The 25,478-nt window shown below is 69.4% G+C and carries 20 protein-coding genes and 1 rRNA gene; 5 read left to right on the top strand and 16 right to left on the bottom strand.

Annotated elements, in window-relative coordinates; all coding sequences use genetic code 11:
- Positions 1 to 83: ribosomal RNA gene (rrf, locus tag E3T23_RS02965) — 5S ribosomal RNA — on the top strand; the annotation flags it as partial.
- 308 nt (positions 84 to 391) lie between these two features.
- Here the strand turns inward: rrf and E3T23_RS02970 are convergent.
- The 6 genes from E3T23_RS02970 to E3T23_RS02995 all read right to left on the bottom strand — a co-directional run bounded on the left by E3T23_RS02970 (position 392) and on the right by E3T23_RS02995 (position 8,026).
- Positions 392 to 1,009: a histidine phosphatase family protein gene (locus tag E3T23_RS02970; RefSeq protein ID WP_134368926.1), complete on the bottom strand. Its 618-nt coding sequence runs from the start codon at positions 1,007 to 1,009 to the stop codon at positions 392 to 394.
- 60 nt (positions 1,010 to 1,069) lie between these two features.
- Positions 1,070 to 1,954 (bottom strand): fructose-bisphosphatase class II family protein, encoded by an 885-nt coding sequence (locus tag E3T23_RS02975; RefSeq protein WP_134368927.1) that lies wholly within the window; start codon positions 1,952 to 1,954, stop codon positions 1,070 to 1,072.
- A gap of 160 nt (positions 1,955 to 2,114) precedes the next feature.
- Positions 2,115 to 3,668 carry an APC family permease gene (locus E3T23_RS02980; RefSeq protein ID WP_134368928.1) on the bottom strand — a complete coding sequence of 518 codons (1,554 nt, stop codon included), beginning with the start codon at positions 3,666 to 3,668 and terminating at the stop codon, positions 2,115 to 2,117.
- A 16-nt stretch (positions 3,669 to 3,684) separates the two neighbouring features.
- Positions 3,685 to 4,572 carry a universal stress protein gene (locus tag E3T23_RS02985; protein WP_134368929.1) on the bottom strand — a complete coding sequence of 296 codons (888 nt, stop codon included), beginning with the start codon at positions 4,570 to 4,572 and terminating at the stop codon, positions 3,685 to 3,687.
- Between the two features lie 39 nt (positions 4,573 to 4,611).
- The gene (locus E3T23_RS02990) at positions 4,612 to 6,549 is read right to left on the bottom strand and encodes a primary-amine oxidase (protein WP_134368930.1); all 1,938 of its coding nucleotides are present in this window, start codon (positions 6,547 to 6,549) and stop codon (positions 4,612 to 4,614) included.
- A gap of 46 nt (positions 6,550 to 6,595) precedes the next feature.
- Positions 6,596 to 8,026, bottom strand: coding sequence for an aminobutyraldehyde dehydrogenase (locus E3T23_RS02995; protein WP_420898297.1), 1,431 nt, complete (start codon positions 8,024 to 8,026; stop codon positions 6,596 to 6,598).
- 239 nt (positions 8,027 to 8,265) lie between these two features.
- Between E3T23_RS02995 and E3T23_RS03000 the strand changes: the two genes are divergently transcribed.
- Positions 8,266 to 10,455, top strand: coding sequence for an ATP-dependent Clp protease ATP-binding subunit (locus tag E3T23_RS03000; protein WP_134368932.1), 2,190 nt, complete (start codon positions 8,266 to 8,268; stop codon positions 10,453 to 10,455).
- 104 nt (positions 10,456 to 10,559) lie between these two features.
- Positions 10,560 to 11,606, top strand: a complete 1,047-nt coding sequence (locus tag E3T23_RS03005) for a zinc-dependent alcohol dehydrogenase family protein (RefSeq protein ID WP_134368933.1) — start codon at positions 10,560 to 10,562, stop codon at positions 11,604 to 11,606.
- 52 nt (positions 11,607 to 11,658) lie between these two features.
- Here the strand turns inward: E3T23_RS03005 and E3T23_RS03010 are convergent, their stop codons facing one another.
- From E3T23_RS03010 to E3T23_RS03040, 7 genes are all read right to left on the bottom strand, one after another.
- Positions 11,659 to 13,074 carry a dihydrolipoyl dehydrogenase family protein gene (locus E3T23_RS03010; RefSeq protein ID WP_134368934.1) on the bottom strand — a complete coding sequence of 472 codons (1,416 nt, stop codon included), beginning with the start codon at positions 13,072 to 13,074 and terminating at the stop codon, positions 11,659 to 11,661.
- A gap of 119 nt (positions 13,075 to 13,193) precedes the next feature.
- Positions 13,194 to 14,885: a long-chain-fatty-acid--CoA ligase gene (locus tag E3T23_RS03015; RefSeq protein ID WP_134368935.1), complete on the bottom strand. Its 1,692-nt coding sequence runs from the start codon at positions 14,883 to 14,885 to the stop codon at positions 13,194 to 13,196.
- A complete protein-coding gene (locus E3T23_RS03020) occupies positions 14,882 to 15,952 on the bottom strand; it encodes a threonine aldolase family protein (protein WP_174843832.1) in 1,071 nt (356 codons plus the stop codon). Before E3T23_RS03020 ends, E3T23_RS03015 begins: the two co-directional genes overlap by 4 nt.
- A gap of 51 nt (positions 15,953 to 16,003) precedes the next feature.
- Positions 16,004 to 17,167, bottom strand: a complete 1,164-nt coding sequence (locus tag E3T23_RS03025; protein ID WP_134368936.1) for an ABC transporter permease — start codon at positions 17,165 to 17,167, stop codon at positions 16,004 to 16,006.
- On the bottom strand, positions 17,164 to 18,048 hold the full coding sequence (locus tag E3T23_RS03030; protein ID WP_134368937.1) for an ABC transporter ATP-binding protein: 885 nt from the start codon (positions 18,046 to 18,048) through the stop codon (positions 17,164 to 17,166). Before E3T23_RS03030 ends, E3T23_RS03025 begins: the two co-directional genes overlap by 4 nt.
- A gap of 136 nt (positions 18,049 to 18,184) precedes the next feature.
- Positions 18,185 to 18,880 (bottom strand): SDR family NAD(P)-dependent oxidoreductase, encoded by a 696-nt coding sequence (locus E3T23_RS03035; RefSeq protein ID WP_241977553.1) that lies wholly within the window; start codon positions 18,878 to 18,880, stop codon positions 18,185 to 18,187.
- Positions 18,873 to 20,273 (bottom strand): DUF6421 family protein, encoded by a 1,401-nt coding sequence (locus E3T23_RS03040; protein ID WP_134368938.1) that lies wholly within the window; start codon positions 20,271 to 20,273, stop codon positions 18,873 to 18,875. The genes E3T23_RS03035 and E3T23_RS03040 overlap by 8 nt, the downstream gene beginning before the upstream one ends.
- 347 nt (positions 20,274 to 20,620) lie before the next feature.
- On the opposite strand from E3T23_RS03040, the gene E3T23_RS03045 reads away from it, so the two are divergent.
- Positions 20,621 to 21,001, top strand: a complete 381-nt coding sequence (locus E3T23_RS03045; RefSeq protein WP_134368939.1) for a DUF1622 domain-containing protein — start codon at positions 20,621 to 20,623, stop codon at positions 20,999 to 21,001.
- A 58-nt stretch (positions 21,002 to 21,059) separates the two neighbouring features.
- On the opposite strand, the gene E3T23_RS03050 is transcribed toward E3T23_RS03045, so the two are convergent.
- The gene (locus E3T23_RS03050) at positions 21,060 to 22,295 is read right to left on the bottom strand and encodes a methyltransferase (protein ID WP_134368940.1); all 1,236 of its coding nucleotides are present in this window, start codon (positions 22,293 to 22,295) and stop codon (positions 21,060 to 21,062) included.
- 109 nt (positions 22,296 to 22,404) lie between these two features.
- A complete protein-coding gene (locus E3T23_RS03055) occupies positions 22,405 to 23,397 on the bottom strand; it encodes an LLM class F420-dependent oxidoreductase (RefSeq protein WP_134368941.1) in 993 nt (330 codons plus the stop codon).
- A 2-nt stretch (positions 23,398 to 23,399) separates the two neighbouring features.
- Between E3T23_RS03055 and E3T23_RS03060 the strand changes: the two genes are divergently transcribed.
- Complete coding sequence (locus E3T23_RS03060; protein WP_241977555.1) at positions 23,400 to 24,665, top strand: glycerate kinase; 1,266 nt, start codon at positions 23,400 to 23,402, stop codon at positions 24,663 to 24,665.
- A 23-nt stretch (positions 24,666 to 24,688) separates the two neighbouring features.
- Here E3T23_RS03060 and E3T23_RS03065 read toward each other — a convergent pair whose 3' ends face one another.
- Entirely contained in the window at positions 24,689 to 25,477 is a 789-nt protein-coding gene (locus tag E3T23_RS03065; RefSeq protein WP_241977557.1) for a 2,3-bisphosphoglycerate-dependent phosphoglycerate mutase, read from the bottom strand.
- Between the last annotated feature and the right edge of the window lies 1 nt (position 25,478).

Genomic DNA, 25,478 nt, shown 5'->3' on the forward strand with positions numbered 1-25,478 from the left:
ACATTCCGAACCCGGAAGCTAAGACTCTCTGCGCCGATGGTACTGCAGGGGGGACCCTGTGGGAGAGTAGGACACCGCCGGACTTAACTTGAAACACACGAAATGGCCACCCTCACGGGTGGCCATTTTGCGTTAACGCCAGAAAGGCCACCCCACCCCGGTGGCTTTCCTGCGTTAACCCGCCAGCCACCCAGCCCGCAACACGTCTCGCGGCGCACCCTGCCTGGGCCGGCGCACGGTAGAACATGCGCCCGCCTCCACACCCTGCGCCGCCACCACCCTCCCCGGGGAGCCGGCGCGGNGGGGAGCCGGCGCGGGGGTGGACCGGACACAAGCGCGCCGCACACCGGCGACACTCGTCCGAAACGGGAACACTCATCCCGCGAGAAGGCTAGATGGCAGAGGGGAGGAGGTCGGCGGCGATGGCGACAGGCCTGCCGTTCAGGATGTCCAGGGTCCAACCTGACGGGGTGTGCGCGAGCACGTTGAGGGAGGCATTCCTGATCGTGTCGACGGGCTGGTCGAGCACCTGCATCAGAGTCAAGCGGATCAGCGTGCCGTGGCTGACAACGATGATGCGGGCACCCGGGTGGTCGCGCGCGAGCAGCTGCAGGGCGGTGAGGCCGCGGTCGGCGACGACGGCCTCCGGCTCGGCACCGCGGAAGCCGCCGATGCCGGTGGGGCCGCCCGGTTCCCGGAGCGCGTCCAGCTCGGGGCCCGCACTCATGCCCTCCGCCGGACCGTAGTCGCGCTCGACGATCTCGGGGATGCGCCGGGAGACGGTGAGGCCGAGGCCGTCAGCGATCAGGTCCGCCGTCTCCGCCGCACGGCTGAGCGGCGAGGACACGACGAAGTCCCACTCATAATCGGCCAGGTGGCCGACGGCATCCTCCGCTTGACCACGCCCCGTCTCATTGAGCGGGATGTCGGAGAGACCCTGGATGCGCAGAGCGGCATTCCAATCGGTCTGGCCGTGGCGGATAAGGGCGAAGGTCGTTGTGGAACTCACCGCTCCATTGTCCCTCGGGCAGGCGCCTGGGGGTGCATCGGGTCTCGGCCGGCTGGACGGTCAGGTGACCGGGGCCGACGCGAAGAGCACACGGTCGCTGGCTACCAGGTCGTCGACGGTGTAGATGCGGGTGAGGTCGAGGCCCGCGGCTCGGACGGCGCTCCGCTCGCCATCGCCCTGCGGCGCCATCCGCCCGAGCATCACACCACCGAGGGCGCGCACGGCACAGGCGGCGATGACGCCCTCCGGAGTGCCGCCGATTCCCATTGAGAGGTCGACCGCGGCATCCGTCGATGCGGCGGCGATGGCCGTGGACACATCGCCCTCGGCGACGCGGAGCACCCGCGCCCCGGCGAATCCGAGTTCGCGGATCAGGGAGACGTGCCGCGGCTTGTCGAGTACGGCGACGGTGAGCGAGGTCTCGGGGATGCCGCTGGCGGCCGAGAAGGCGCGGAGGTTGTGGGTCGCGGAGGCGCGCAGGTCCAGCACGCCGTGGCCGGCCGGGCCGGAGATGAGCTTCTCCATGTAGAAGACTCCGGCCGGGTCGAACATCGTGCCTCGGGGAGAGAGGGCGATCACGCACACCGCACCGGGCAGGTCTCGGGCGGCGAGGGTCGTGCCGTCGAGTGGGTCGACCGCGATGTCGCAGTCGGGTCCGTTCCCGGTGCCGAGTCGCTCCCCGTTGGCGAGCATGGGGGCCTGGTCCTTCTCACCCTCGCCGATCACGACGGTTCCGCGGAACGGCGCGGTCAGGAGCACGGCGCGCATCGCCGCGACGGCCGCCCGGTCGGCGGCAGTCTTGTCGCCGCGACCCACCCAGGGCAGCGTGGCGCGGGCCGCCGCCTCGGTCGACGCGCGCACGGCGGTGACCAGATCGGCCGGCCAGCCGTCGGCGCCGATCAGAGTGGATTCGGCCGGGGGAACAGACGGGCGGTGCTGCGGCATGGGCCACCTCTTGCTGGGACAGCGGCCTCGTGACCGGCAGGTGAAAGCCTACTCGCGTACCCGGCGCGAGTCGCTCGTGCCGGCGGGTCAGCGGGAGCGGTTGCGGTTGCGCATCTTGCCGTTGAGGTAGGCGTAGCGCCCGGCCGGGCGCAGCAGAGGGCTACTCCATGTGTCCGTGTTCCTTCGAGGAGCCCTGCGTCAGCGTCTTCCCCTGGAAGAAGGCCGGGTTGACGCTGCGCTGGATCAGCATCAGCACGATGCCGCCGATGAAGAGCACCATCGCGAGGATGAAGACGAGCCCGACCCCGCCGATGTTCGATCCGCTGCCGTAGTCGGGGTTCATGCTGTCGAAGAGCGTGGTCGCGAAGATGACCAGCAGGATGACCCCACCGATCAGCGGCGCCAGGAACTTGAGCAGGATGGCCCGGGGGCCGTGCAGCGCGTCACGGAAGTACCAGACGCAGGCGAACGCGGTGACCCCGTAGTAGAAGCAGATCATCATGCCCAGGGTGAGGATCGTGTCGGTGAGCACATCGGTGCTGAGCACGCGCATGATCGCGTAGAAGCCCCAGGCCACGATGCCCGCCATCACGGTGGCGTAGGCCGGGGACTTGTAGCGCGGACTGATCGAGGCGAACCGCTTCGGGAACGCCTTGTAGTGGCCCATTGAGAGCATGGTGCGCGCCGGCCCGACGAAGGTCGACTGCAGCGAGGCTGCCGAGCTGGACAGCACGGCCAGGGACATCAGGATGGCGAAGGGACCCATCACCGGTCCGGCGAGGGCGGCGAACACGTTGCCCTGGATCTCTTCGTTGCCGAGTCCGAATTCGCCGGCGCCGATGCCGGAGAACATCAGGGTGGCGACCGCGACGAGGAGGTAGAGCGCGAAGATGACGCCCACGGTCAGCGTCGCCGCACGCCCGGGGGTGGTCTTCGGGTTCTTGGTCTCCTCGTTCATGGTCAGGGTGACGTCCCAGCCCCAGAAGATGAAGATGGAGAGCGAGACCCCGGCCGCGAAGGCGGAGAACGAGGGGATGACGAACGGGTTGAACCAGTCGGCGCTGAACGCGAGGGAATCGAAGGCGGTGCCGTCGGAGACCTGCAGCAGGGCGGCGACGCTGAACCAGACCAGCACGATCAGCTGGAAGGCGACGAGCACGTACTGCACGGCCTTCGTGGTCTCCATGCCGCGGTACGAGACGTACGCGGCCGCGACCATGAACACCAGACAGGTGACCACGTTGATCACCACGTTGTTGGTCAGGTCGGCGAGATCCGGATTGCCGAACAGCTGGGCGAGCATCAGATAGAAGAAGTCGACGGCGACTCCGGCGAGGTTGGAGAGTACGACCACGGTGGCGACGATCAGGCCCCAGCCGCCCATCCAGCCGAGCCACGGCCCGAAGGCGCGGGTGGCCCAGGTGAAGGAGGTGCCGGCATCCGGCATGGCGTTGTTGAGCTCGCGGTAGCCGAGCGCCACCAGCAACATGGGGATGAACCCGACCAGGAAGATGGCCGGCAGCTGGGTGCCGACGGCCGCGACCGTCGGGCCGAGGGAGGCCGTCAGGGTGTAGGCCGGCGCGATGCACGAGATGCCGATGACCGTGGCGCCGAGCAGCCCGATCGAGCCGGCGCTGAGGCCCTTTTCGGACAGGCCGCCGGTGCGGGTGGAGGTGTCGGGCGCCCCGCCCGAGTAGGGAGTTTGGCTGGTCATAGAACTGTCCTTAGGGTTAGTGCGGCTTACGGGCGTCAGTGCCGGTGGGTACCACGATGAGGGGAACGGGGAGCGCGTGGAGCATGCGGTGCGCGGTGATGCCGAGGAAGATCGTGGTGGGCTGGGCGAGCCGGCTGGACCCGACGAAGGCGACTTCGGACGGCTGCCAGTCGAGCGCCTCGACGGCGGACTCGACGCTGTGCCCGGACGCGACCTCGGTGGTGATGGTGCCGTGCGCCGTGGACCGGCTCTGGAAGTACTCCAGCACGCCGGCGAGGTGGGTCTGGCTCTCGGTCTCCTCGACCGGGTGCCGACGGCCGGCGTCGACCTCGACGAGCGTGACGAAACGCAGGTCGACCGTGAGGTCCTCCGAGAAGGCCACCAGGGAATCGAGCAGCGTCTTCCAGCCCGGCCGGGTGCCGATGGCGCAGGTGATCCGGGTGAGCTGCGCGGGGGCCTTGTAGCCGCGGGGTGCGAGCGCGACGGGTACCGGAGAGGCGTGCAGGAGTGCGTTGGCCACACTGCCGATCGTGAAACGGTTCATCAGGCCGCGACGGGACGCCCCGACGACGATGCGGTCCGAGCCGAACGTGCGGGCGGCCTGGAGCAGCCCCTCCGTGGTGGAGTCGGCGTAGAGGAGGTGAGTGGTGGCGACCACGTCATCGGGAACCAGGGCCCGGCCCTGTTCGAGCCATTCGAGGGACTGCTCTTCGAGCAGTGCCTGGTAGTCGGGGGAGGAGACGGCACCGACCCGGCCCGGGACGGTGGGCGAATGATGCGGAAGCACGAGACATAGACGCAGTTCGGAGTGGGTCAGGCGCGCCAGCGCGACACCCAGCTCGACGGTGTCATTGCCCCGCTCGGTCGCTTCGTAGGCGACGACGTAGTTGGCTACTCGGGTCACGCTGGTTTCTCCCTCGGTTCGCGACGGGTGTCGCAGTGGTCAGTGGTCATGCGAGTGCCCGGCGTGCTCGCCCGGCGCACAGTGCGCCGGACTCGGTTCCACGTCGAGCGACGGATTGCGGTCGAAGAAGCCGACCGGCTTGAGCCAGAACGACACGGTATCGACCGGCATGATCGGCCACTCTTCCGGTCGGGTGATGTGGTGGATTCCGAAAACGTACCAGAGCACGACGTCGGCGTTGCGCACCGGTCGGCGCGCCTGGATCCATTCGGGCAGACCGTGGTCGACCGCGCTCTGGTTGACGAACTCGCCGCACGGCCAGCGCTCGGTCTCGTCGTTTGGGGTGACCCAGACCGTGTGCCCGATCACCTGGGCGCGTTGCAGCGCGGGCGCCGCCTGGTCGAAGAAAGAGGGGATGGCTCCGCCGGGAAACAGCTTGTAGGACACGGGTGTGCCGAGGCCGTTGAGCGAGTTCTCGTTCACGACCTTCCAGGCCCGCTGGGTGTCCCAGTTGTAGTCGTCGAACCCCTCGGTCTCGATCGGGGTGTTCTGCTGGGTGATCGCGAGGCCGAGCGGATTCACGGCGCTGATCGGCTCGGCCCGGGTCTCGGTGCGGAACACTGTGTTCTCCGGGCCGTCCACGTCGAGGTCCATCCGGGCCACGATGAAGTGCTGGTGGAACGGTGCGTAGGTGCGCGTGTCGACCAGGGTGCCGTTAGGGTGCGGCTGGCCCTCGTCGAGGTGGGTCACCACCATGATCCCGGTGGCGCGCACCTCGCACTCCATGTTGCCGTCCTGGTAGAAGCGCCAGTAGACGAGATACTCATAGTTCGCGACGGTGACGTGGAAGGACACGACGAGCCGGCGCATCCGTCGCACCTCGGCACTGCCGTTGTGGTCGACGTGCTTCCAGAGCACCGCGTTGTCTTCCTCGTGAATGCAGAACGCGTTCGGGATGCTGTACGGCTCACCCTTGCTGTTGTGCAGCACGGCGTCGAGGTAGCGGATTTCGCCGAGGCAGTCGCAGCCGAGCTCGAGCGAGGTGGTCATGAACCCCAGACCCCACTCGCCGATGTCGAAGGCGGTGCGGCGGAAATGGTCCACGCTGGGGTCGCGGTAGGGCACGACCATCTCCGCGAACGACAACCGGTTGGCGATGGGGCGCACCCGGCCGCCGTCCCGGTAGCCCACGTTGTGCAGGGTCATGCCCTCGCGGTAGTTGAAGCCCACCCGCAGCGACCAGTTCTGCCACTCGACCAGGTTGCCGCCCTGCGTGAAGCTGGGGCCGTCGGGCTGAACGATGTCGAGCGGGGTGAGCGTCGGGCGCTCACTGCGATCCCGGATGCGCCGGGGCACCAGATGCGGCACGTATTCGCCCATTCCAGCGGGCGGTTCGACCGTGAACGAGTCCTCGACGTCGAGCAGCTCCATGGTGTTGACGTCGAGCACGAAGTGCAGTCCGCTGACCGGGCCCGCGTACGGGTTGGCGCCATCGGAGGCCCGCACCCAGACATCCGACCACCCCAGGCGTCGGCCGCGGTACCGGTCGGGGATGACCGCATCTCCGTAGGTCCAGGTGTCGATGAAGACCAGGTCGAGGTCGGTGATTCCCCGCCGGGCGAGGGCGGCGATCACATCGGGGTGGGCGCGGAGGGCGGCGTCGGCTTCGTCCCACTCGTCGACGGTGAAATTCGCCTGCATTCCCGGCACGGCGTCCCAGTCGAGCAGGGTGTCGGCGGTGAGTGACACGACGCCCACCCAGGTGGTGTTCTCGGCGCGATTGAGCACAACCAGGCGCGCGCGGCGGTCGGGAACCGTACCGGTCGCCGCGAACTCTGCGACGGCGCCCCGGGACGGTTCGACCAGCTCGATCGAGGCGAACCGCCAGCCGTCGGCGACGCCGCGCTCGCGGGCGAGGACGGCCACGGCCGCGGTGAACTCGGCGGCGGACAGCGGGTCGAGCGGATGGAATGTCATCGAGGGTCCTCTGTTCTGGTCGGTGGTCGAGCTTGTCCAGATCCGGTTACTCCAGGGCGCTCATGACGTGCTTGATGCGGGTGTAGTCCTCGACGCCGTACATCGACAGGTCTTTGCCGTAACCGGACTGCTTGAAGCCGCCGTGGGGCATCTCCGCGGTCAGCAGGATGTGCGTGTTGATCCACACCGCGCCGAAGTCGAGGTCGCGGGAGACCCGCATGGCCGTGGCGTGGTCGAGGGTCCACACGCTGGAGGCGAGGGCGTAGCTGACATCGTTCGCGAGCGTGACCGCGTGCTCCTCCGAAGTGAAGGGCTGCACCGTGATCACCGGGCCGAACGTTTCCTCCTGCACGATCGCATCCGTCTGGCGCACCTGCGTGACGACGGTGGGTTCGAAGTAGAAGCCCTCGGTGCCGACCTGGTGGCCGCCGGTGGCGATGACGGCGTGGTCGGGCAGAGCCGCGACCTTTTTCACGACGTCGCCGAAGTGGTTGACGTTGTTCAGTGGCCCGAAGTAGTTGTCGGCGTCGTCGGCCGACCCGGTGGTGCGGCCGCGGGCCTCGGCGACGAGGGCGGCGACGAATTCGTCGTGGATGGACTCGTGCACCAGCACCCGCGTGATGGCCGTGCAGTCCTGTCCGGCGTTGTAGAAGGAGAAGTCGGCGATGGCGGCCGCGGTCTTGGCGACGTCCACGTCGGCGAAGACCAGGGCCGGCGCCTTGCCGCCGAGCTCGAGGTGCGCTCGCTTGAGCGTCTTCGCGGCGCCGGCGGCGACGGCCATGCCGGCCCGCACGCTGCCGGTGATCGAGACCAGGCCGGGCACCGGATGCTCGACGATCGCGGCCCCGGTGCCGCCGTTGCCGAGCACGATGTTCATCACGCCGTCGGGCAGGATGCCCTGGCTGATCCGGGCGAGTTCGAGGGTCGACTCGGGGGTGGTGTCGCTGGGCTTGAGTACGAGGGTGTTGCCGGCGGCCAGCGCCGGGCCGATCTTCCAGATGGCCATCAGGAACGGGAAGTTCCACGGGGTGACCTGGCCGACCACGCCGATCGGCTCGCGGCGCACCCAGGAGGTCATGCCGGGCAGGTATTCACCGGCGGACTTGCCCTCGAGCAGGCGGGCGGCACCCGCGAAGAAGCGCAGCTGGTCGGTGCCGGCCGCGACCTCGTCGGCGGCGATCGTGGCGCGGGGCTGGCCCGTGTTGCGGTGCTGGGCCTCCACGATGGCGTCGCTCTCGGCGTCGATCGCGTCGGCGAGGCGGAGAAGCGCGCGCTGCCGTTCGGAAGGGGTGGTGCGACCCCAGGTGCGGAAGGCGCTCTTCGCGGCGGTCATCGCGTCGTCGACGTCGGCCGCGGTGGAGACCGGGGCCCGGGCCACCAGGCGCCCCGTTGTCGGATCGACGATATCGAGCAGATCGGTGCCGGCGGGATCAACGAACCGGCCATTGACGAAGTTTTTAAGGGTGGGGGTGGCCACGGGCCTGATCCTCTGCGCTGAGTGTAGAAACCGGTCTTTTGTTCGGTAAGTATGGCATCTGACAGCGGAATCCGCATACCCCGAACGGAATTGACCCGTGCCGCGGCTGCTGCGGCCACGCCGTCGGGTCGTGTCCGGACCGCTGGCGCGTTTTCCCATTTTCCTCTAAACTTGAGTCCAACAGGCTCAGGTTTTGCTGTGCGAGCAGCGAGAGCGGCCGCCCGAGAGAGGATCTTCTGATGCAAGCAGGTCAGCAACCGCCCCAGGAAGAAGCGAAATCCGCTCTCGAGCAGTACGGGGTCAATCTCACCGAGATCGCCAAGAGCGGCAAGCTCGACCCGGTGATCGGGCGAGACGCCGAGATCCGCCGGGTCAGCCAGGTGCTCACCCGTCGCACCAAGAACAACCCGGTGCTGATCGGGGAGCCCGGGGTGGGCAAGACCGCGGTGGTGGAGGGGCTCGCCCAGCGCATCGTGGCCGGCGACGTGGCCGATTCGCTCAAGGGCAAACAGCTGGTCTCGCTCGACCTGGCGGCCCTCGTTGCCGGGGCCAAGTATCGCGGCGAGTTCGAGGAGCGGCTCAAGGCCGTGCTCAAGGAGATCAACGACGCCGAAGGGCAGATCATCACCTTCGTCGATGAACTGCACACCCTGATGGGTGCCGGCGGCGGCGAGGGCTCCGTGGCTGCCTCGAACATGCTCAAGCCGATGCTCGCCCGCGGCGAGCTGCGCCTGATCGGGGCGACCACGCTCAACGAGTACCGCGAATTCATCGAGAAGGACGCCGCCCTCGAGCGCCGGTTCCAGCCGGTGCTGGTCGACGAGCCGAGCGTGGAAGACACCGTGGCCATCCTGCGCGGGCTCAAGGAGCGCTACGAGGCCCACCATAAGGTGTCGATCGCGGACGCGGCCCTGGTGGCCGCGGCAGCCCTCTCCAACCGGTACATCACGGCCCGGCAGCTGCCCGACAAGGCCATCGACCTGATCGACGAGGCCGCCAGCCGGCTGCGGATGGAGATCGACTCCGCCCCGGTGGAGATCGACGAGCTGCGACGCAGCGTCGACCGGCTCAAGCTGGAGGAGCTGGCGCTGAAGAAAGAGAAGGACGACGCCTCGAAGGCGCGGCTGGAGAAGCTGCGCGGCGACCTCATGGAGCGCCAGCTGAAACTGGCCGAGCTGCAGGCGCGCTGGGACAAGGAGCGCGCCTCGCTGAACCGGATCGGCGAACTCAAAGAGCGGCTCGATACGGCCCGCAGTGCGGCCGACCGGGCCGAACGCGAGGGAAACCTGGAGAAGGCGTCCCGGCTGCTCTACGGCGACATCCCCAAGATGGAGAAGGAGCTCGCCGCGGCCGAGCAGGCCGAGTCCGACGGGCCGCGGATGGTCAACGACCAGGTCACCGCGGAGGACATCGCCGCCGTGGTCGCGATGTGGACCGGCATCCCGGTGGGCCGGCTGCTGCAGGGCGAGACGGAGAAGCTGCTGAACCTCGAGGGTGAGCTCGGGCACCGCCTGGTCGGGCAGAAGCAGGCCGTGCGGGCGGTCGCCGACGCCGTGCGCCGCAGCCGGGCCGGCATCTCCGACCCGGACCGGCCGACCGGTTCGTTCCTCTTCCTCGGGCCGACCGGCGTGGGCAAGACGGAGCTCGCGAAGGCGCTCGCCGAGTTCCTCTTCGACGATGAAAAAGCGATGGTGCGCATCGACATGAGCGAGTACGGGGAGAAGTTCTCCGTGTCCCGCCTGGTGGGGGCCCCTCCCGGCTACGTCGGCTACGAACAGGGCGGGCAGCTGACCGAGGCCGTGCGCCGCCGCCCGTATTCGGTGATCCTGTTCGACGAGGTGGAGAAGGCGCATCCGGAGGTCTTCGACGTCTTGCTGCAGGTGCTCGACGACGGCCGGCTCACGGATGGCCAGGGGCGCACCGTCGACTTCCGCAACACGATCCTGGTGCTGACCTCCAATCTCGGGTCGGCATTCCTGATCGACCCGGTGCTCAGCCGCGACGAGAAGGAGGCGGCCGTGCAGGCGCTTGTGCGCCAGACGTTCAAGCCCGAGTTCGTCAACCGTCTCGACGACATCGTCGTGTTCGAGTCGCTGTCGATGGAGGACCTCGGCCAGATCGTCGGGCTGCTCGTGGACCGGCTGGAGAAGCGGCTGGGCGAGCGCCGGCTCGAGCTGGGGGTGACCCCGGATGCCCGCACCTGGCTGGCCGAGCGGGGCTATGACCCGATCTACGGCGCGCGCCCCCTGCGGCGGCTGATGCAGACCGAGATCGACGACAAGCTGGCGACCGCGATCCTGTCGGGCGCCGTGCGGGACGGTGACGCGGTGCGCGTGGACCTGGCGCCGGACGGGGATTCGCTCAGCGTCGCATCCGGACCGTTGGCGGTGGTGGACCCGGCCGACCTCGACGACGACGCGCTGCTGTAGAGGGTTCCCGCCGTTTTTCGCGCCCAGCGGAATTCGGCGGGAATACCGGGTGAACGCGCCGCTCGGCCCCGGAAGCGGTCAGCGCGCTGGCTTAGGCTCGAACCATGCGTGCAACAGTGATTCACGGGGAACGGGACATCCGCCTCGAAGAAGTACCCGATCCGATTCTTTCCACCGGCGGTGACGCCATCGTGCGCGTCGTTGCGGCCTGCGTCTGCGGCTCAGATCTCTGGCCCTACCGCGGCATCCAGCCCACCGAGGAGCCGAAACGAATCGGCCACGAGTTCGTCGGAATCGTCGAGGAAATCGGCGCCGACGTCAGCCGGGTCAAGGTCGGCGACTTCGTCATCGCGCCGTTCTACGACTGCGACAACACCTGCGTCAACTGCCAGAACGGCACCAGCACCTCGTGCCTGCACGGTGGATGGTGGGGCTCTGACGATCAGCTCGGCGGTTTCGCCGACGGCGCCCAGGGCGAGAAGGTGCGCGTGCCGCACGCGGACGGGTCGCTCGTGGCGACGCCGACGGTGCCCACGGACGCCCAGGTTCCCGGTCTTCTGACCCTCGCCGACGTCATGGGCACCGGCCACCACGCTGCGGTCTCCGCCGGTGTGACGGCGGGCAGCACCGTCGTCGTCGTCGGCGACGGTGCGGTCGGCCTCTGCGCCGTCATCGCGGCCAAGCGGCTCGGGGCATCCCGGATCGTCGCCATGTCGCGTCACCCCGAACGACAGATCGTGGCCCGCGAGTTCGGCGCGACCGACATCGTCGAGGAGCGCGGCGAGGCCGGCGTGGCCCGCATCCGTGAGCTCTTCGACGGCATCGGCGCGGACTGTGTGCTCGAGTGCGTTGGCACCAAGGAGTCGATGGAGCAGGCCATCGCGTCGGCCCGTCCCGGCGGAATGGTCGGCTACGTGGGCGTGCCCACCGGCGGCCCGATCGACGTTCGCCCGCTGTTCGGGCGGAACGTGGGCCTGAACGGCGGCGTCGCATCCGTTCGCGGTTATGTCGAAGAGCTGCTGCCCGAAGTCCTCTCCGGCGCAATCAACCCCGGCCGCGTGTTCGACCTGCAGCTGCCGCTGACCGAGGTCGTCGAGGCCTACGCCGCCATGGACGAGCGCCGCGCCATCAAGGTGCTGCTGCGCCCGTAGCCCCGGAGATCGGGCCTGTCGGGATCTCGACAGGCTCGATCACCGCGACCGGTCAGCCCTCCGGGAGGGGCTTCGGTTGCTCCAGAAGGAGTCGGCGCGCGGTCAGGCCGATGACCGCGCTGTAGGTGGGGTAGGCGAAGCGCACCCCGGCCAGGGTGGCGACGTCGACGCCGGCGGCCATCGCCGTCGTCACGGATTGGATCACCTCGACCGCGTTCTCCCCGGTGGCATGGGCGCCGAGGATCAGTTCCCGGCGTCGGTCGGCGATCAGCTTGAGGAACCCGGGTTCCCGGCCGTCGATCACAGCACGGTCGAGTTCGGTGTAAGGCACTGTCGCGACGACGCAGTGCGGGTCGCGAGACCGGGCCTCCTCCTCGGTGAACCCCACGCCCGCGTAGTCGGGGTCGGTGAAGCCGCCGGCCGGAAGCAGGTGATGCGGTGTTCTGCGATTGGCGCCCAGCACCGCGTTCTCGGCCGCGGCTTCACCCTCGAACTGGGCGGCCTGCACGAGCATGTCCCGTCCGTTCGCGTCGCCGACCGCAAAGATGTGGGGCACGACGCTCCGGAAATACAGGTCCACCGGAATCGCCGACCGCGCGGTGGTGATGCCGGCCTTGTCGAGCCCCAGGTCGTCGACATCCGCCGGCCAGCCCGTGGACATGACGACGGCGTCGAAACCGGAGGACTGCTCCGTTCCGTTCTCGCGCCAGGACAGGGTGAGAGTTCCGTCGGCTTCCTGCTCGATCGCCGCCACCGTTTCAATGCCCGTGTGCACGGCCACACCCTGCTGGCGGAACGCCGCCGACACCGTGGCGGAGATGTTGGAATCCGAAGCCGTCAGGATGCGCGGGGCGACGTCGAGCACGGTCACGGCCGAGCCGAACGAGCTGAAAACCGTGACCAGTTGCGCGCCGGTGTTGCCGGCGCCGATCACGGCAACCCGTCGGGGCAGTTCTGTCAGTTTCAGGATGTCTTCCGGGACGGTTGCCAGGTGCGCCCCCGGCACGGGCAGTCGCCGAGAGTGCCCGCCGACGCAGATCAGGAACGTATCGGCGGTGAGGAGGCGGCCGGTGTCCAGGATCACGGAGTGCGGATCGATGAAACGCGCCCGGCCTTCCAGAACCAGCTCGATTCCCGAAGCCTCGAACCGCTCGGCCTCGCTCTTGATCGAGCGCACCTTGTTCACTCGCGACTGCACCCGCTCGACCATTGTGGCCCAGTCGATGCGCGGGTCATTGACCACGATTCCATAGGTATCCGCCGTGCGCACCTCGCGCATCAGGCGCGCGGCCTTGGCAAGCACCCTCGTCGGCACGCACCCCGTGTTCACGCAGGTTCCGCCGAGCCGGTCCGCTTCCGCCACGGCGACCCGGGCTCCCAGTTCGGCGGCCCGGAGCGCCGCGGCCGTTCCGGCCGGCCCCGCGCCGATGACGACGACATCGAAGTGATCGGGGGCGTTTTGGGTCATCGTGTTCTCCACCGGTGGTCACTCCTGGTAAGGCCCGAACGCTGTGCCGGGAAACATTAGTTGGATGACATTTCTACCGGACGGGGCTGTGGAGTCACTGTGTCGGGGTGGACCCGGGGCTACTCCTTGAGGAGGCCCGCTCGCACCTCGCGGCGCAGCACCTTGCCGATCAACGAGCGGGGCAGCTCATCGACCTCTACGACGGTGCGGGGCACCTTGTAGGCGGAAAGCCGGGTGCGACAGTAGGTGCGGATGGCGTCCACGTCGAGGGTGGTTCCCGGTGCCAGCACGACCGCGGCGGCGACGTCCTCGCCACCGTTCGCGCTCGGCAGCCCGACGACGGCGGCGTCGGCGACATCCGGATGCGACAGAAGGGCCGCCTCGACCTCGGAGGGGGCCACGTTGAAGCCGCCGGTGATGATGAGCTCCTTGATGCGGTCGACGACCGTGACGAAGCCGTCTGCGGAGACCCGCACGATGTCGCCGGTGCGCAGCCAGCCGCCGTCAAGCAGCGTCTTGGCGGTCTCGGTCGGCTGGTCCCAGTATCCGGAGAAGACCTGGGGGCCGCGGATGAGCAGCTCACCCTCTTCTTCGATTCCGCGGTTCACGGTGGGGTCGTCCGGGTCGACCACCCGGATCTCGGTGCTCGGGAACGGCACGCCCACCGTGCCGGGGCGCCGGCTCGGACCCATCGGGTTGCCGACGGCGATCGGCGAGGCCTCGGTCATGCCGTAGCCCTCGACGAGGAGCCCGCCGGTGGCGGCCTCCCACCGTTCCACAATCGACACCGGCAGGCTCATCGCCCCCGAGATGGCGAAACGGACGCTGCGCAGGCTCACATCCTTCGCCGCCGCGGCCTTCACGAGCCGGTCGTAGATCGGCGGGACGGCCGGCATGAACGTGGGCGGGGTGCGCCGGGCCGCATCGAGCAGCAGCCCCTCGTCGAACTTGGGGAACAGCACGAGCCGGGCGCCGGTGGCCATCGCGAACGTCAGGCACAGGGTCAGGCCGTAAGCGTGGAACATGGGCAGGACCGCGTAGAAGACCTCCTCGCCGGGGCGCAGTCCCTGCACCCAGGCCTCACCCTGGAGGGCGTTCGAGCGCAGGTTGAAGTGGCTGAGGATGGCGCCCTTCGGGGTGCCGGTGGTGCCGCTGGTGTACTGGAGCGCGGCCGTGTCGGTGACCTGCGGGCGCGGGTGGTTCGGGCGCAGCTTGCGCGAGTCGACGATCCCGGCCCAGGTGAAGACATCCTTGCCCAGCGGGCCAGCGGTCAACGCCTCGCGCGACTCGCGGGCCTTGGTGATCGGCAGCTTGAGCAGGAGCCGCTTGGCGAGAGGCATCGCCTCCGTCAGGTTCACGGCGATCACGGTGCGCAGGCCGAGGTCGGCGGGGAAATCGGTGACGGTCTTGTAGACCTTGTCCCAGACGATGGCCACGCGGGCGCCGTGGTCCTCGAACTGGTGCCGGAGCTCGCGCTCGGTGTAGAGCGGATTGTGCTCGACGACGATCGCGCCCAGGCGCAGCACCGCGTAGAAGGCCACCACGTGCTGCGGGCAGTTCGGCAGCACGAGCGCCACCCGGTCACCGGGCTTGACGCCGAGGCGGAGCAGGCCGTTCGCGGCGCGGGAGATCTGCTCGCCGAGTTCGGCGTAGGTGGTGGTGGCGCCGAAGAAGTCGAGGGCCACGCTGGGGCCGAACCGGCGCGCGGAGGTCTCGATCATGTCCGAGAGCGTGTCGGTCGGCTCCTGGATGGTGTTCGGAACCCCGGGGGCGTAGGAGCCGAGCCAGGGTTTGTTTTCGAAGACGTTCATCGGGCTGCCAGCTCTCGGATCAGGGCCGCGACGAAAGCGTCGATGTCGGCCTCATCGGTGTCGAAGCCGCACATCCAGCGCACCTCGTTGGTCGCGGGGTCCCAATCGTAGAACCGGAAGTGTCCGCGCAGGCGATCGGACACGCCGGGCGGCAGGATGGCGAAGATCGCATTGGCCTGGGTGTTCTGGGTGAAGGACAGCCCCTCGATCTCACCGGCGGCGATGCCTGCCTCGAGGGCGGTGCGCAGACGCCTGGCCATGGCGTTGGCGTGGCTCGCGTTCCGAAGCCAGAGGTCGCCGCCCAGCAGCGCGATCAGCTGGGCCGAGATGAAGCGCATCTTCGAGGCCAGCTGCATGTTCAGTTTGCGCAGGTAGATCAGGCCCGCGGATGCCTCCGGGTTCAGTACCACGACACACTCGCCGTACATCATGCCGTTCTTGGTGCCGCCGAAGCTGAGCACGTCGACGCCGGCGTCCCGGGTGAAGGCGCGGAACGGCAGGCCCAGGGAGGCGGCGGCGTTGGACAGTCGGGCACCGTCCATGTGCAGCTTCATGCCGTTGGCGTGCGCATGGTCGGCGATGGCCCGCACCTCGTCGACCGTGTACGCGGTGCCGAGCTCGGTGGTCTGGGTGATCGACACGACCAGCGGCTGGGCCCGGTGCTCGTCGCCCCAGCCCCAGGCCTGCTGGTCGATCAAAGCGGGGGTGAGCTTGCCGTCGGGGGTGTCGACGGTGAGGAGCTTGATGCCGGCCACCTTTTCGGGGGCGCCCGCCTCATCCGTGTTGATGTGAGCGGTGGAGGCGCAGATCACGGCGCCCCAGCGCGGCAGCATCGACTGCAGGCCGATCACATTGGCGCCGGTGCCGTTGAAGACGGGGAAGGCCACGACGCCCGCGCCGAAGTGCTCAGCGAAGACCTCCTGCAGCCTCGCCGTGTAGACGTCTTCGCCGTAGGCGACCTGGTGCGCGCCGTTGGCGGAGACGATCGCCTCGAGAATCTCAGGGTGCACCCCGGAGTAGTTGTCGGAGGCGAACGCGCGCAAGGAAAGGTCATGGAGTTGAGTCACCACTCCATCTTTGCGCATCCGTCTGCCTCGCTTCTGTGCGCTCGGTGTGGGTCAGCCGCGCAGGGCCTGGCGGAACGTGACGCGGGCGCCCATCCGGAGCAGGGAATTCGAGTACATACGCGAGCCCAGCAGGATGACCACGGCCGTCGAGGCGAGCAGGATCCCCAGCGAGAGCAGCGGCTCCCACCAGGCGGCGGTGCCGAGGAAGATGCGCATCGGCATGCCGACCGGGGCCGAGAACGGAATGTAGGACATGATCGCGAGCACCGTGGGGTTGTCGTTGAAGAAGATCACCAGAAAATAGGGAATCATCACGAGGAACAGCACCGGAGAGGTGGCCGAGCCCACGTCTTCCTGGCGGGAGACCATCGACGCGGTCGCGGCGAACAGCGATGCGAGCATGACGAAACCGAACGCGAAGAACACGCCGAACCAGACGATCGACGGCCCCACGGTGCCCAGCAGCCCGGTCTGGCCGGTCGTGGCCATGCCGATCGCCACCAGCAGGCCGATCGCCACGATCTGCCCGAAAGCCATGATGCTGTTGCCCACCACCTTGCCGCCGAGCAGGGCGCGCACCGGGATGGTGGTCATCAGGATTTCGACGACCCGGGTCTGCTTCTCCTCGACGACGCTTTGCGCGATGGTCGATCCGAACGTGATCGCGGACATGAAGAAGACCAGCCCGAAGCCCAGGGAAACAAGGTAGATCAGGCCGCCGCTCTGCTGCGTGGACGGATCGAGCAGGTCCAACGTGGGGGTCACGCTCAGAGTCGCGAGCACGTCCACCGGTGCGGAATCGAGGGCGATCACGCGTACGCCGACCGAGGCATCCGTCGCCGTGTCCGGGACGACGGCCGCGGACACCGTGCCGGCGCGCACCAGGGCCTCGGCGTCGTCCACATCGTCGGCCTGCACCGTCGTGAAGGCCTGGGTCTGCTCGACGATCTGGGCGGCGGCACCGACGACGGCCACCTTCGGCAGGGTCTGGTTCTGACTCGCGATGCTGCCGGCGACGACGGAACCGATCGAGATCAGCAGCAGCAGGCCGGTCGAGATCAGGAAGGCCTTGCTGCGCAGCCGCGCCATGATCTCGCGGGTGGCGACGAGCCACACGCTCCGGGCGAAGGTCGGGGCCGGATACCGGGGGCGGGCCTGCACGCGGTCGGTGCCGGCGTGGTCGGTGCCGGTGCGGTCGTTCCGGGGGGCGCTCATCGCACGACCTCCTTGAAGATGGTGGCGAGGCTGGGCCGCTGCTGGCTGAACGACGTCACCGGGGCGCGGTCGAGGGCCTCGCGCAGCACGGCCTGGCTGGCGGCATCCGTCGCGGCCTCGAACACGGCGACCCCGTCGGAGAGGTCGAGCACAGTGATGCCGGGTACGGCGCGGATCCACTTCGCGTCGGCAATGGTGCGGAGTTCGAACCGGGGGCTGCTGTGCTGCTCGCGCAGCTGCTCGCGGGGGCCGTTCGCCCGGATCTCTCCGTCGGCGATGATCACGACGTCGTCGCAGAGGCGTTCGACGATGTCGAGCTGGTGTGAGGAGAACAGCACCGGTGCGCCCTGGGCGGCGTAGCCGGAGAGCACGCCCATGACCACCTCCACCGCGAGCGGGTCGAGGCCGGAGAAGGGTTCGTCGAGCACGAGGAACTCCGGGTCGTGCACCAGCGCGGCGGCGATCTGGGCGCGCTGCTGGTTGCCGAGTGAGAGCGACTGCACCAGGTCGCCGGCCCGCTCGCCGAGGCCGAGCCGGTCGAGCAGCTCGGTGGTGTTGCGGCGGGCGGATGCCGAGCTCAGCCCGTGCAGGCGGGCCAGGTAGACGAGGTGCTCGCCGACCCTCATCTTCGGGTACAGGCCGCGCTCCTCCGGCATGTAGCCGAAGCGGCGGCGGTCGTCGCCGGTCAGGGGCACGCCGTCCTGCAGCACCGTGCCGGAGTCGGCCGACAGCACTCCCAGGATGATCCGCATGGTGGTGGTCTTGCCGGCGCCGTTCGCACCGACGAAGCCGGTCAGTCGTCCACTGTCGACGCCGAAACTCACGTCGGTCAGCACCTTCCGGGTGCCGTAGCGCTTGTTCACGTTCCGGATCTCGAGCATGTCCACCCCTCCGTAGCCTCTCCCCACGACGTTAGCGGCTCGCCCCGGCGTCCGTCCCGCGTCCGACTGTTGCCCGAGCGGACAACTGTCGCCGGTGTGACGGTAACAGTTGTCCGCTCGGGCAACAGTCAGTGACTCACGATGCCGGCGGGGCCAGAAGAACGCGGGTGTTGTTGACGGATGCCGCCGGCGCGTCCCACAGTTCGACGACCGCCGTCGCGAGCTCGGTTTCCAGCCCGGCGAGGGCCCGCACGACGAAGACGACCGCCGCGGCATCCGTGCCCGCCTTGGCGAAGCCCTGGCCGACCGCGCGGGTCCAGGTTTCGGCGGCGGCCTTCGCGGCGGCGTAGTTCGCACCGCCGGGGGCCGGCTTGTCGACCGACACCGAGGACACGATCGCCAGGCGACCGGCCGGCGAGGCCAGCAGGTCGTCGTTGAACGCGCGGGTGGTGTTGCGGAGCGTGGTGACGACGTGCGTGTGCAGGAAGTCCCAGTCCGGGTCGGACTGGCCGGCCAGACCGCCACCGCCGCGCCAGCCCCCGACGAGGTGGATCAGGCCGTCGATGGGGCCGTGCTCGGCATGCACGGCGTCGGCCACCGCCGTGACCTCCGCGAAGTCACCGAGGTCGGAGACGTACGTCACGGCACCGGGGACCTCGGCGGCAAGGCCCTGCAGGCGCTCGGCGTTGGAGCCGATCGCGATCACGTGCGCGCCGGCATCCGTCAGCGCGGCGGCCACGGCACGGCCGGCCGCGCTGGTCGCACCGGCGATGAGCACGGTGAGACCAGCGACGCCGCGGCGGGCTGTGGTGCTTCCAGTGGTGTCAGTCACGCCCGGTGAGTCCGGCGGTCGACTCGATCACGGGCTTCATCTTCTTGTCGAGCGCTTCGAAGAACATCGACAGCGGGAATTCGTCGTCGAGGACCAGATCGGTGTAGCCCTTGGGGGCGCCGGCCAGCACGTCCAGCGGCAGCCCGAGAGCCCACTGCGACGCCGGGTTCGGCGTGAGCGTTTCCGCGATCATGTCGTAGGCGGCCAGCCAGTGGGCCTTCTTCGGCCGGTCGATCGACGCCCAGTAGAGATCGTCGATCTGCTTGCCGAGCGCGATGACCACATCGGGCACGGCCTCCCAATCGAAGGTGAGCCGGGTGTCGGTCCAGTGCAGCACGTGGTGCTGGTGCATCCACGCGAACAGCAGCTGCCCGCCCAGGCCGTCGTAGTTGCGCACCCGGGAGCCGCTGATCGCGAACCGGAAGATCCGGTCGAAGATCACGGCGTACTGCACGAGTTTCGCGTGCCGGCGCGCCTCCGGGCCGGCGTTCTCGTCGCGCTCGATCGTGACCGATTCGCGGAAGGCGGTCAGGTCGCAGCGCAGTTCCTCGAGGGAGTACAGGAAGAACGGCATCCGCTGCTTGATCATGAACGGGTCGAACGGCAGGTCCCCGCGCATATGCGTGCGGTCGTGGATGAGGTCCCACATGACGAAGGTTTCCTCGGTCAGGTGCTGGTCGTCGAGCAGCGCCGCCGCGTCGGCGGACAGTTCGAGACGGGTGATCTCGGCGGCCGCGCGCACGACCCGGCGGAACCGGGCGGCCTCGCGGTCGGCGAAGATCGCACCCCAGGTGAAGGTGGGGATCTCGCGCATCGCGACGGTCTCGGGGAACAGCACGGCCGAGTTGGTGTCGTAGCCGGGCGTGAAATCGAGGAACCGGATCGGCATGAACAGCTTGTTCGTGTACTCCTGCTCGAGCTCGTCGATGAACTCCGGCCAGATGACCTCGATCAGCACGGCCTCGACGAAACGGTTCGTGCTGCCGTTCTGCGTGTACATCGGAAAAACGACCAGGTGACGGATGCCGTCGGCCCGCCGCTGCTGCGGCTGGAACGCCATCAGGGAGTCGTAGAAGTCCGGCACGCCGAAGCCCTCGGTGCACCAGCGGGTGAAGTCCCGGTTCACGGCGGTCAGGTAGGCGTCGTCGTGCGGGAACAACGGGGCGAGTGCGTCGATGGCTGCGGTGATCACGTCGACGTGCGCGGCGGCATCCGCGTGCGCGGCGGCGACGGGGATCGAACCGTCCTGCGCCTGGCTGGCCTGCAGCGCGGTGGCCGCGGATTTGAGGCGGAGCCAGGCCGGGTGGGTGGTCGGGTCGCTGGCGGAGAAGGCGGCATCCTCGAGAACCTCGGGCTCACCGACCAGTGCATCTTGCGCAACGTAATTCGACATGGGAACCTCCGTTCTTCGTGAGTGCCGCGGTCGCGGCGGGGTGGAGCTGTGCGGGATGGTGCGTGCGGTGCCATGCGGCGCCACGGTCCAGAGTAGCGGGAGGGGGCGGGCGGTTTCTTGCCATACCTCGCAACGAATCGCCGTGTTCCCCTCCTCAGATCGCCGAAAATCCCCGTTCCGGTCGTAATTCCTGTTCAGCCGGTCACTCGCGACCGGTACGGCCACGGTCGTGCGCTGGCGCGGCAACGGAGACTTGACCGCCGGGGTGGCGCGACCGGCGGGGTGGCTCGACCGGCGGGGTGGCACGCGCTATCGTCGGACCAACCGCAGAACGAGGAGCGCCGCCGATGAACTTTGACGAGGTGATCTCGGCGGTCGTGCGGATCGTCGAGGCGGCGGGCGCGGCCATCATGGTGCTGGGCGGTGCGGCCGCCTTCCTCGCCGCCGTGCCGGCCATGCTGCGGGCAGACAGCCGGCAGCGGGCCTACGAGGAGTTGCGGCGCAATCTGGGCCGGGCCATCCTCCTCGGACTAGAAGTGCTGATCATCGCCGATATCATCCGCACGATCCTGGTGGATCCGACCCCGCAGAGCGTGCTGGTGCTCGGCGCCATCGTGGTGATCCGGGTGCTGCTCAGCTTCTCGCTCGAGGTGGAGATGGACGGCATCTGGCCCTGGTCCCGCTGGCGCCTCGCCGCAGCCGGGAACGGCACGCAGAAACCCAAATAGCGCCCCGAACGACTCGGTTGGGGGCGGGCGGTGCGGCCCACCCCTCAAACGTGACGGTTCACCCGGCGACGGGCGAGGAGGTGGGCGAGGAGGTGGGCGAGGAGGTGGATGCGGAGGCTGCCCGCAACCGCCAGAGGGATGTCACTTCTTTTGAGCGGGCGGCGTGCAGAGGGTCGGACGTGTCGGCGGCGCGGTTGTGCACGGGTTTGGTGTCGAGGCGGGCGATGACCTCGAGGCCCGCGTCCTCGATCAGGTCGAGGAGTTCGCCGCGGGAGCGCAGCCCGAGGTGCTCGGCGATGTCGGAGAGCACGAGCCAGCCCTCCCCGACCGGCTCGAGGTGGTCGGCCAGCCCCGAGAGGAAGCCCCGCAGCATCCGGCTGTCCGGGTCGTAGACGGCGAAGTCCGTTGCGGTGACGGCGGTCGCGGGGATCCACGGCGGGTTGCAGACCACCAGGTCGGCGCGTCCGGCGGGGAACAGGTCGGCCCGGGTGATGTCGACGGCACCGGCCAGCCCGAGCCGCTCGATGTTCTCGCGCGCGCAGGCCAGCGCCCGCGGGGCCTGGTCGGTGCCGACCACGTGACGGATGCCGCGCCGCGCCAGCACCGCAGCGAGCACCCCGGTGCCCGTGCCGATGTCGAACGCGGAGGCGGTCTGGGCGCTCGAGCCGGCCCAGGCAGCCGGCAGCGGGGCCGTGTTGACCAGGTCGAGGTATTCGCCGCGCACGGGCGAGAACACCCCGTAGTGCGGGTGGATGCGGGCGCCGAGCGCGGGCACGTCGACGCCGGTCGTGCGCCATTCGTGCGCTCCGATGAGGCCGACGAGCTCGCGCAGGGCGGTGACCGAGGCATCCGTCGCCCGGCCGTAGGTTTCGGTGCAGGCGCGCCGCACGTCGGGCGCGCGGCGGAGCGGAACGGTGTAGTCGGCGTCGAGCGGCACGAGCACCAGGCCGAGCAGCCGGGCGCGGCGCAGCGCCTCGGACCGGTAGTGCCGGAAGCCCGCGGCCAGGTCGGTCGTGGGCGTGTGCCGACCGCGGTCGACGCGGCGGGAGAGGGCGCTGAGCAGCTGGCGGGCGCCCAGGAAGTCGCCGCGCCAGAGCATGCCGGTTCCGTTCTGCGCGAGGCGGTAGGCGGCATCCGCGGTCAGGGTGTCGTCGGCGATCACGACGCGTGTCGGCGGTGCCCAGCCGCTCTCCGAGTGCCAGAGGGCCGACCGGGTCTGCCCGGCCTCCTCCCAGGTGATGCGGGTGGGCTCGGCCGGGGACGCGGCTCCGGCGTCGGTGCTGGTGGTGCTCATGGGTTCCATCCTCGCGCTCAGGTGAGCCGAGTTCGACCGTTGCGGTCGAACTCGACCGGTGTGCCGGCCGAACCGACCGGACGTGTCGAGTTGGGCGAGACCGCGATCGCTAGAGCAGCGCGGGCATGACCTCGCGTTCGAAGAGTTCCAGGCCCGACCGGTCGTAGGCGGCCTCCGGGAAGTAGTGGATGGCGTAGCCGAGGCCGCGTTCCTTCATGCGGTTCAGGCGTTCGACGACCTGTTCGGGCGTGCCGACGCCCTGCGCCTCGCCGCTGCGGTACTCGGCCATGAACGCGGTCGCGCCCTCCGACCCGAGGTAGGGGGTGACCCGGGCCTCGATGGCGTCGAGACGGTCGGCGACCTCGGCATCCGTCGCCCCGATCACCGTGTTGTAGTTCGCCGAGCGGGTGATGGCACCGAAGTCGGTGCCTTCCGCCGTGCAATGTGCCTCGAGCAGCTCGCTCTTGTGCGAGAAGCCCTCGGGCGAACCGTCGAAGTTGGTGTAGTTCGCGTATTTCGCCGCGATCTTCAGGGTGACCTTCTCGCCGCCGCCGGCGATCCAGATCGGGATGCCGCCCTCCTGCAGGGGGAGCGGCCGCACGATGGCACCGTCCACCTGGTAATGCTCTCCGTCGAGGGTGGCCGTGCCGGTGGTCCAGGCCTGGCGCATGATCTGCACGCCCTCGTCGAGGCGGGCGAGGCGCTCGCCGGCGCGCGGGAAGCCGTAACCGTACGCGCGCCACTCGTGCTCGTACCAGCCGGCGCCGATGCCCATTTCGACGCGTCCGCCGGAGATGATGTCGATTGTTGCGGCGACCTTCGCGAGGTAGGCCGGGTTGCGGTAGCTCATGCAGGTGCACATCTGGCCGAGGCGGACGCGGTTCGTGGTGGCGGCGAAGGCGCTCATCAGCGTCCAGGCTTCGTGGGTGGCCTCGTGGCTCGGGACCGGCACGGTGTGGAAGTGGTCGTACACCCAGATCGACTCCCACTCGCCGGCGTCGGCGTGAGCGGCGAGGCCACTCATGGTCGCCCACTGCTCGGCGGGATCGATGTCGACCAGGTCGTGACGCCAGCCTTGAGGTATGAAGAGTCCGAATCGCATGGTTGCGATCCTACGCGGGGGAAACGGATGTGACGCCGGGCGCCCCGCAGTTGCAGCGGGTGCCCGAGACCGGGAAGATCAACAACATGAAGTTCGTTCTGGCTCCCGACTCGTTCAAGGAATCCATGTCGGCTGCCGAGGCCGCCGCGGCCCTGGAGCGAGGCATCCGTTCGGTGTTCCCCACCGCCGAGTGCGTGCGGGTGCCGATGGCCGACGGCGGCGAGGGCACGGTGGAGGCCATGGTTACCGCCCGCGGCGGCGAACTCGTGGTGGCCGCGGTGCGGGATGCCCGCGGTCGCCCGGTGCGGGCGTCCTACGGCTACGTGGCCGCCGAGGAGCTGGCGATCATCGAGGTCGCGGCGGCGGCCGGCATTCACCTCGTCGCCGCGGCCGACCGGGACCCGCGCACCGCGAGCACATTCGGCGTCGGGCAGCTCATCACCGACGCGCTGGACCGAGGTGCGCGCCGGTTCGTGGTGGGGCTGGGTGGCTCGATGACCAATGACGGCGGGGCCGGCATGCTCCACGCCCTCGGCGCCCGGCTGTACGACTCCGACGGCCATGACCTGGCCGACGGCGGCGCTGCTCTGGCGCGGCTGAGCACGATCGACCTCGAGGGATTCGATCCGCGGGCGCGGTCCGCGGCGTTCGAGATCGCGAGCGACGTCGCCAACCCGCTGCTCGGTCCGGGCGGCGCCACCACCGTCTTCGGCCCGCAGAAGGGCGCCGACCCGCAGGCTGTGCAGGAGCTCGAGGAGGCCCTCACGGTCTTTGCGCGGGTGCTCGCCGCGGACTCCGGGCGCTCCGTGGCGGATCTGCCCGGAGCAGGCGCGGCCGGGGGACTGGGCGCGGCCTTCCTCGCCTGCTTCGACGCCCGCATGCGCCGCGGCGTGGAGGTGGTGATGGAGGCCGCCCTCCTCGAGCAGCGGCTGAGCGGGGCCGACTTCGTTTTCACCGGCGAGGGCAGCATCGACGGGCAGACCCTGCAGGGCAAGACGCCGCTCGGCGTGGCCGAGGCTGCCGCGCGGGGCGGTGTACCCGTGATCGCATTCGCGGGTCGAGTCGGACCGGGTGCCGAGGTGCTCTACGACCAGGGTTTCACCGCGCTGGTGCCGATCGTTCATGAGCTCAGCGACCTCCCGCATGCGCTCGCGGATGGCCCGGCGAACCTCGAACGGGCTGCCGCCACGGTGTGCCGCATCCTCGCTCTGGGATTGTCGGCCGGGGCGGCGCGCGGCGCGCAGGCGGGCTGGGCGACGGGCGCCTGAGCGTCGCGCACGCCAGAGTACCGTCAGGTGCCGCCCTCGTTCCCGAGCGTGATGGCCGCAGCCAGCGCGGTGACGGAGTCGAGGTAGAGGCCGCCGAACGGCGCGGGTTGTCCCCGGGCGTCGAACCGATAGGCCAGCGGCTGTCCGGTGGGCAGGTTCAGGTCACGGATCTGCCCATCCGACAGGCCGTCGATCACCGCGCACAGGGCCCGCAGGGAGTTGCCGTGCGCGACGACGAGCACGGTCTGGCCGCGGGCGAGAAGCGGGTCGACCCGCTCGGTGAGGAACGCATCCACTCGGGTGATGACGTCGCCGAGCGCCTCCGTGCGGGTCAGCGCGGCCGGCGGCAGCGCGCGGAACAGGGCGGTGCCGGCGAACTCGTCGAAGAGCCGGTCGCCCATGGCGGGCGGGGCCTCGGCGACCGAGCGGCGCCAGGCCAGGAACTGGTCCTCGCCGAACTCCGCGCGCACATCGTCTTTGGAGCGACCGGTCAGCGCGCCGTAGTTGCGTTCGTTCATGCGCCAGTCGGCGTCGCAGCCGGCCAGCGGGCGAGCCAGCCCGGCGGCGACGATCGCGGCGGTCTGCCGGGCGCGCGCCAGCGTGGAGGTGAAGAGGGTGACGGAGCCGGTGCCGCCGCCGGAACCCGGGCCCAGGTCGCCCGGCAGTGCGAGGTTCAGCAGAGCGGTGGCCGTGTGGGCCTCGCGGATCCCTTGCTCGGACAAAGGCGCATCCAGCACGCCCGTGAACAGCCCGGCGGCATTCGCGGTGCTCTCGCCGTGCCGCAGCACGATCAACAACCCCGCTTCGCGCACG

Source organism: Cryobacterium cheniae (genome assembly GCF_004403395.1).
Classification (GTDB): Bacteria; Actinomycetota; Actinomycetes; order Actinomycetales; family Microbacteriaceae; genus Cryobacterium; species Cryobacterium cheniae.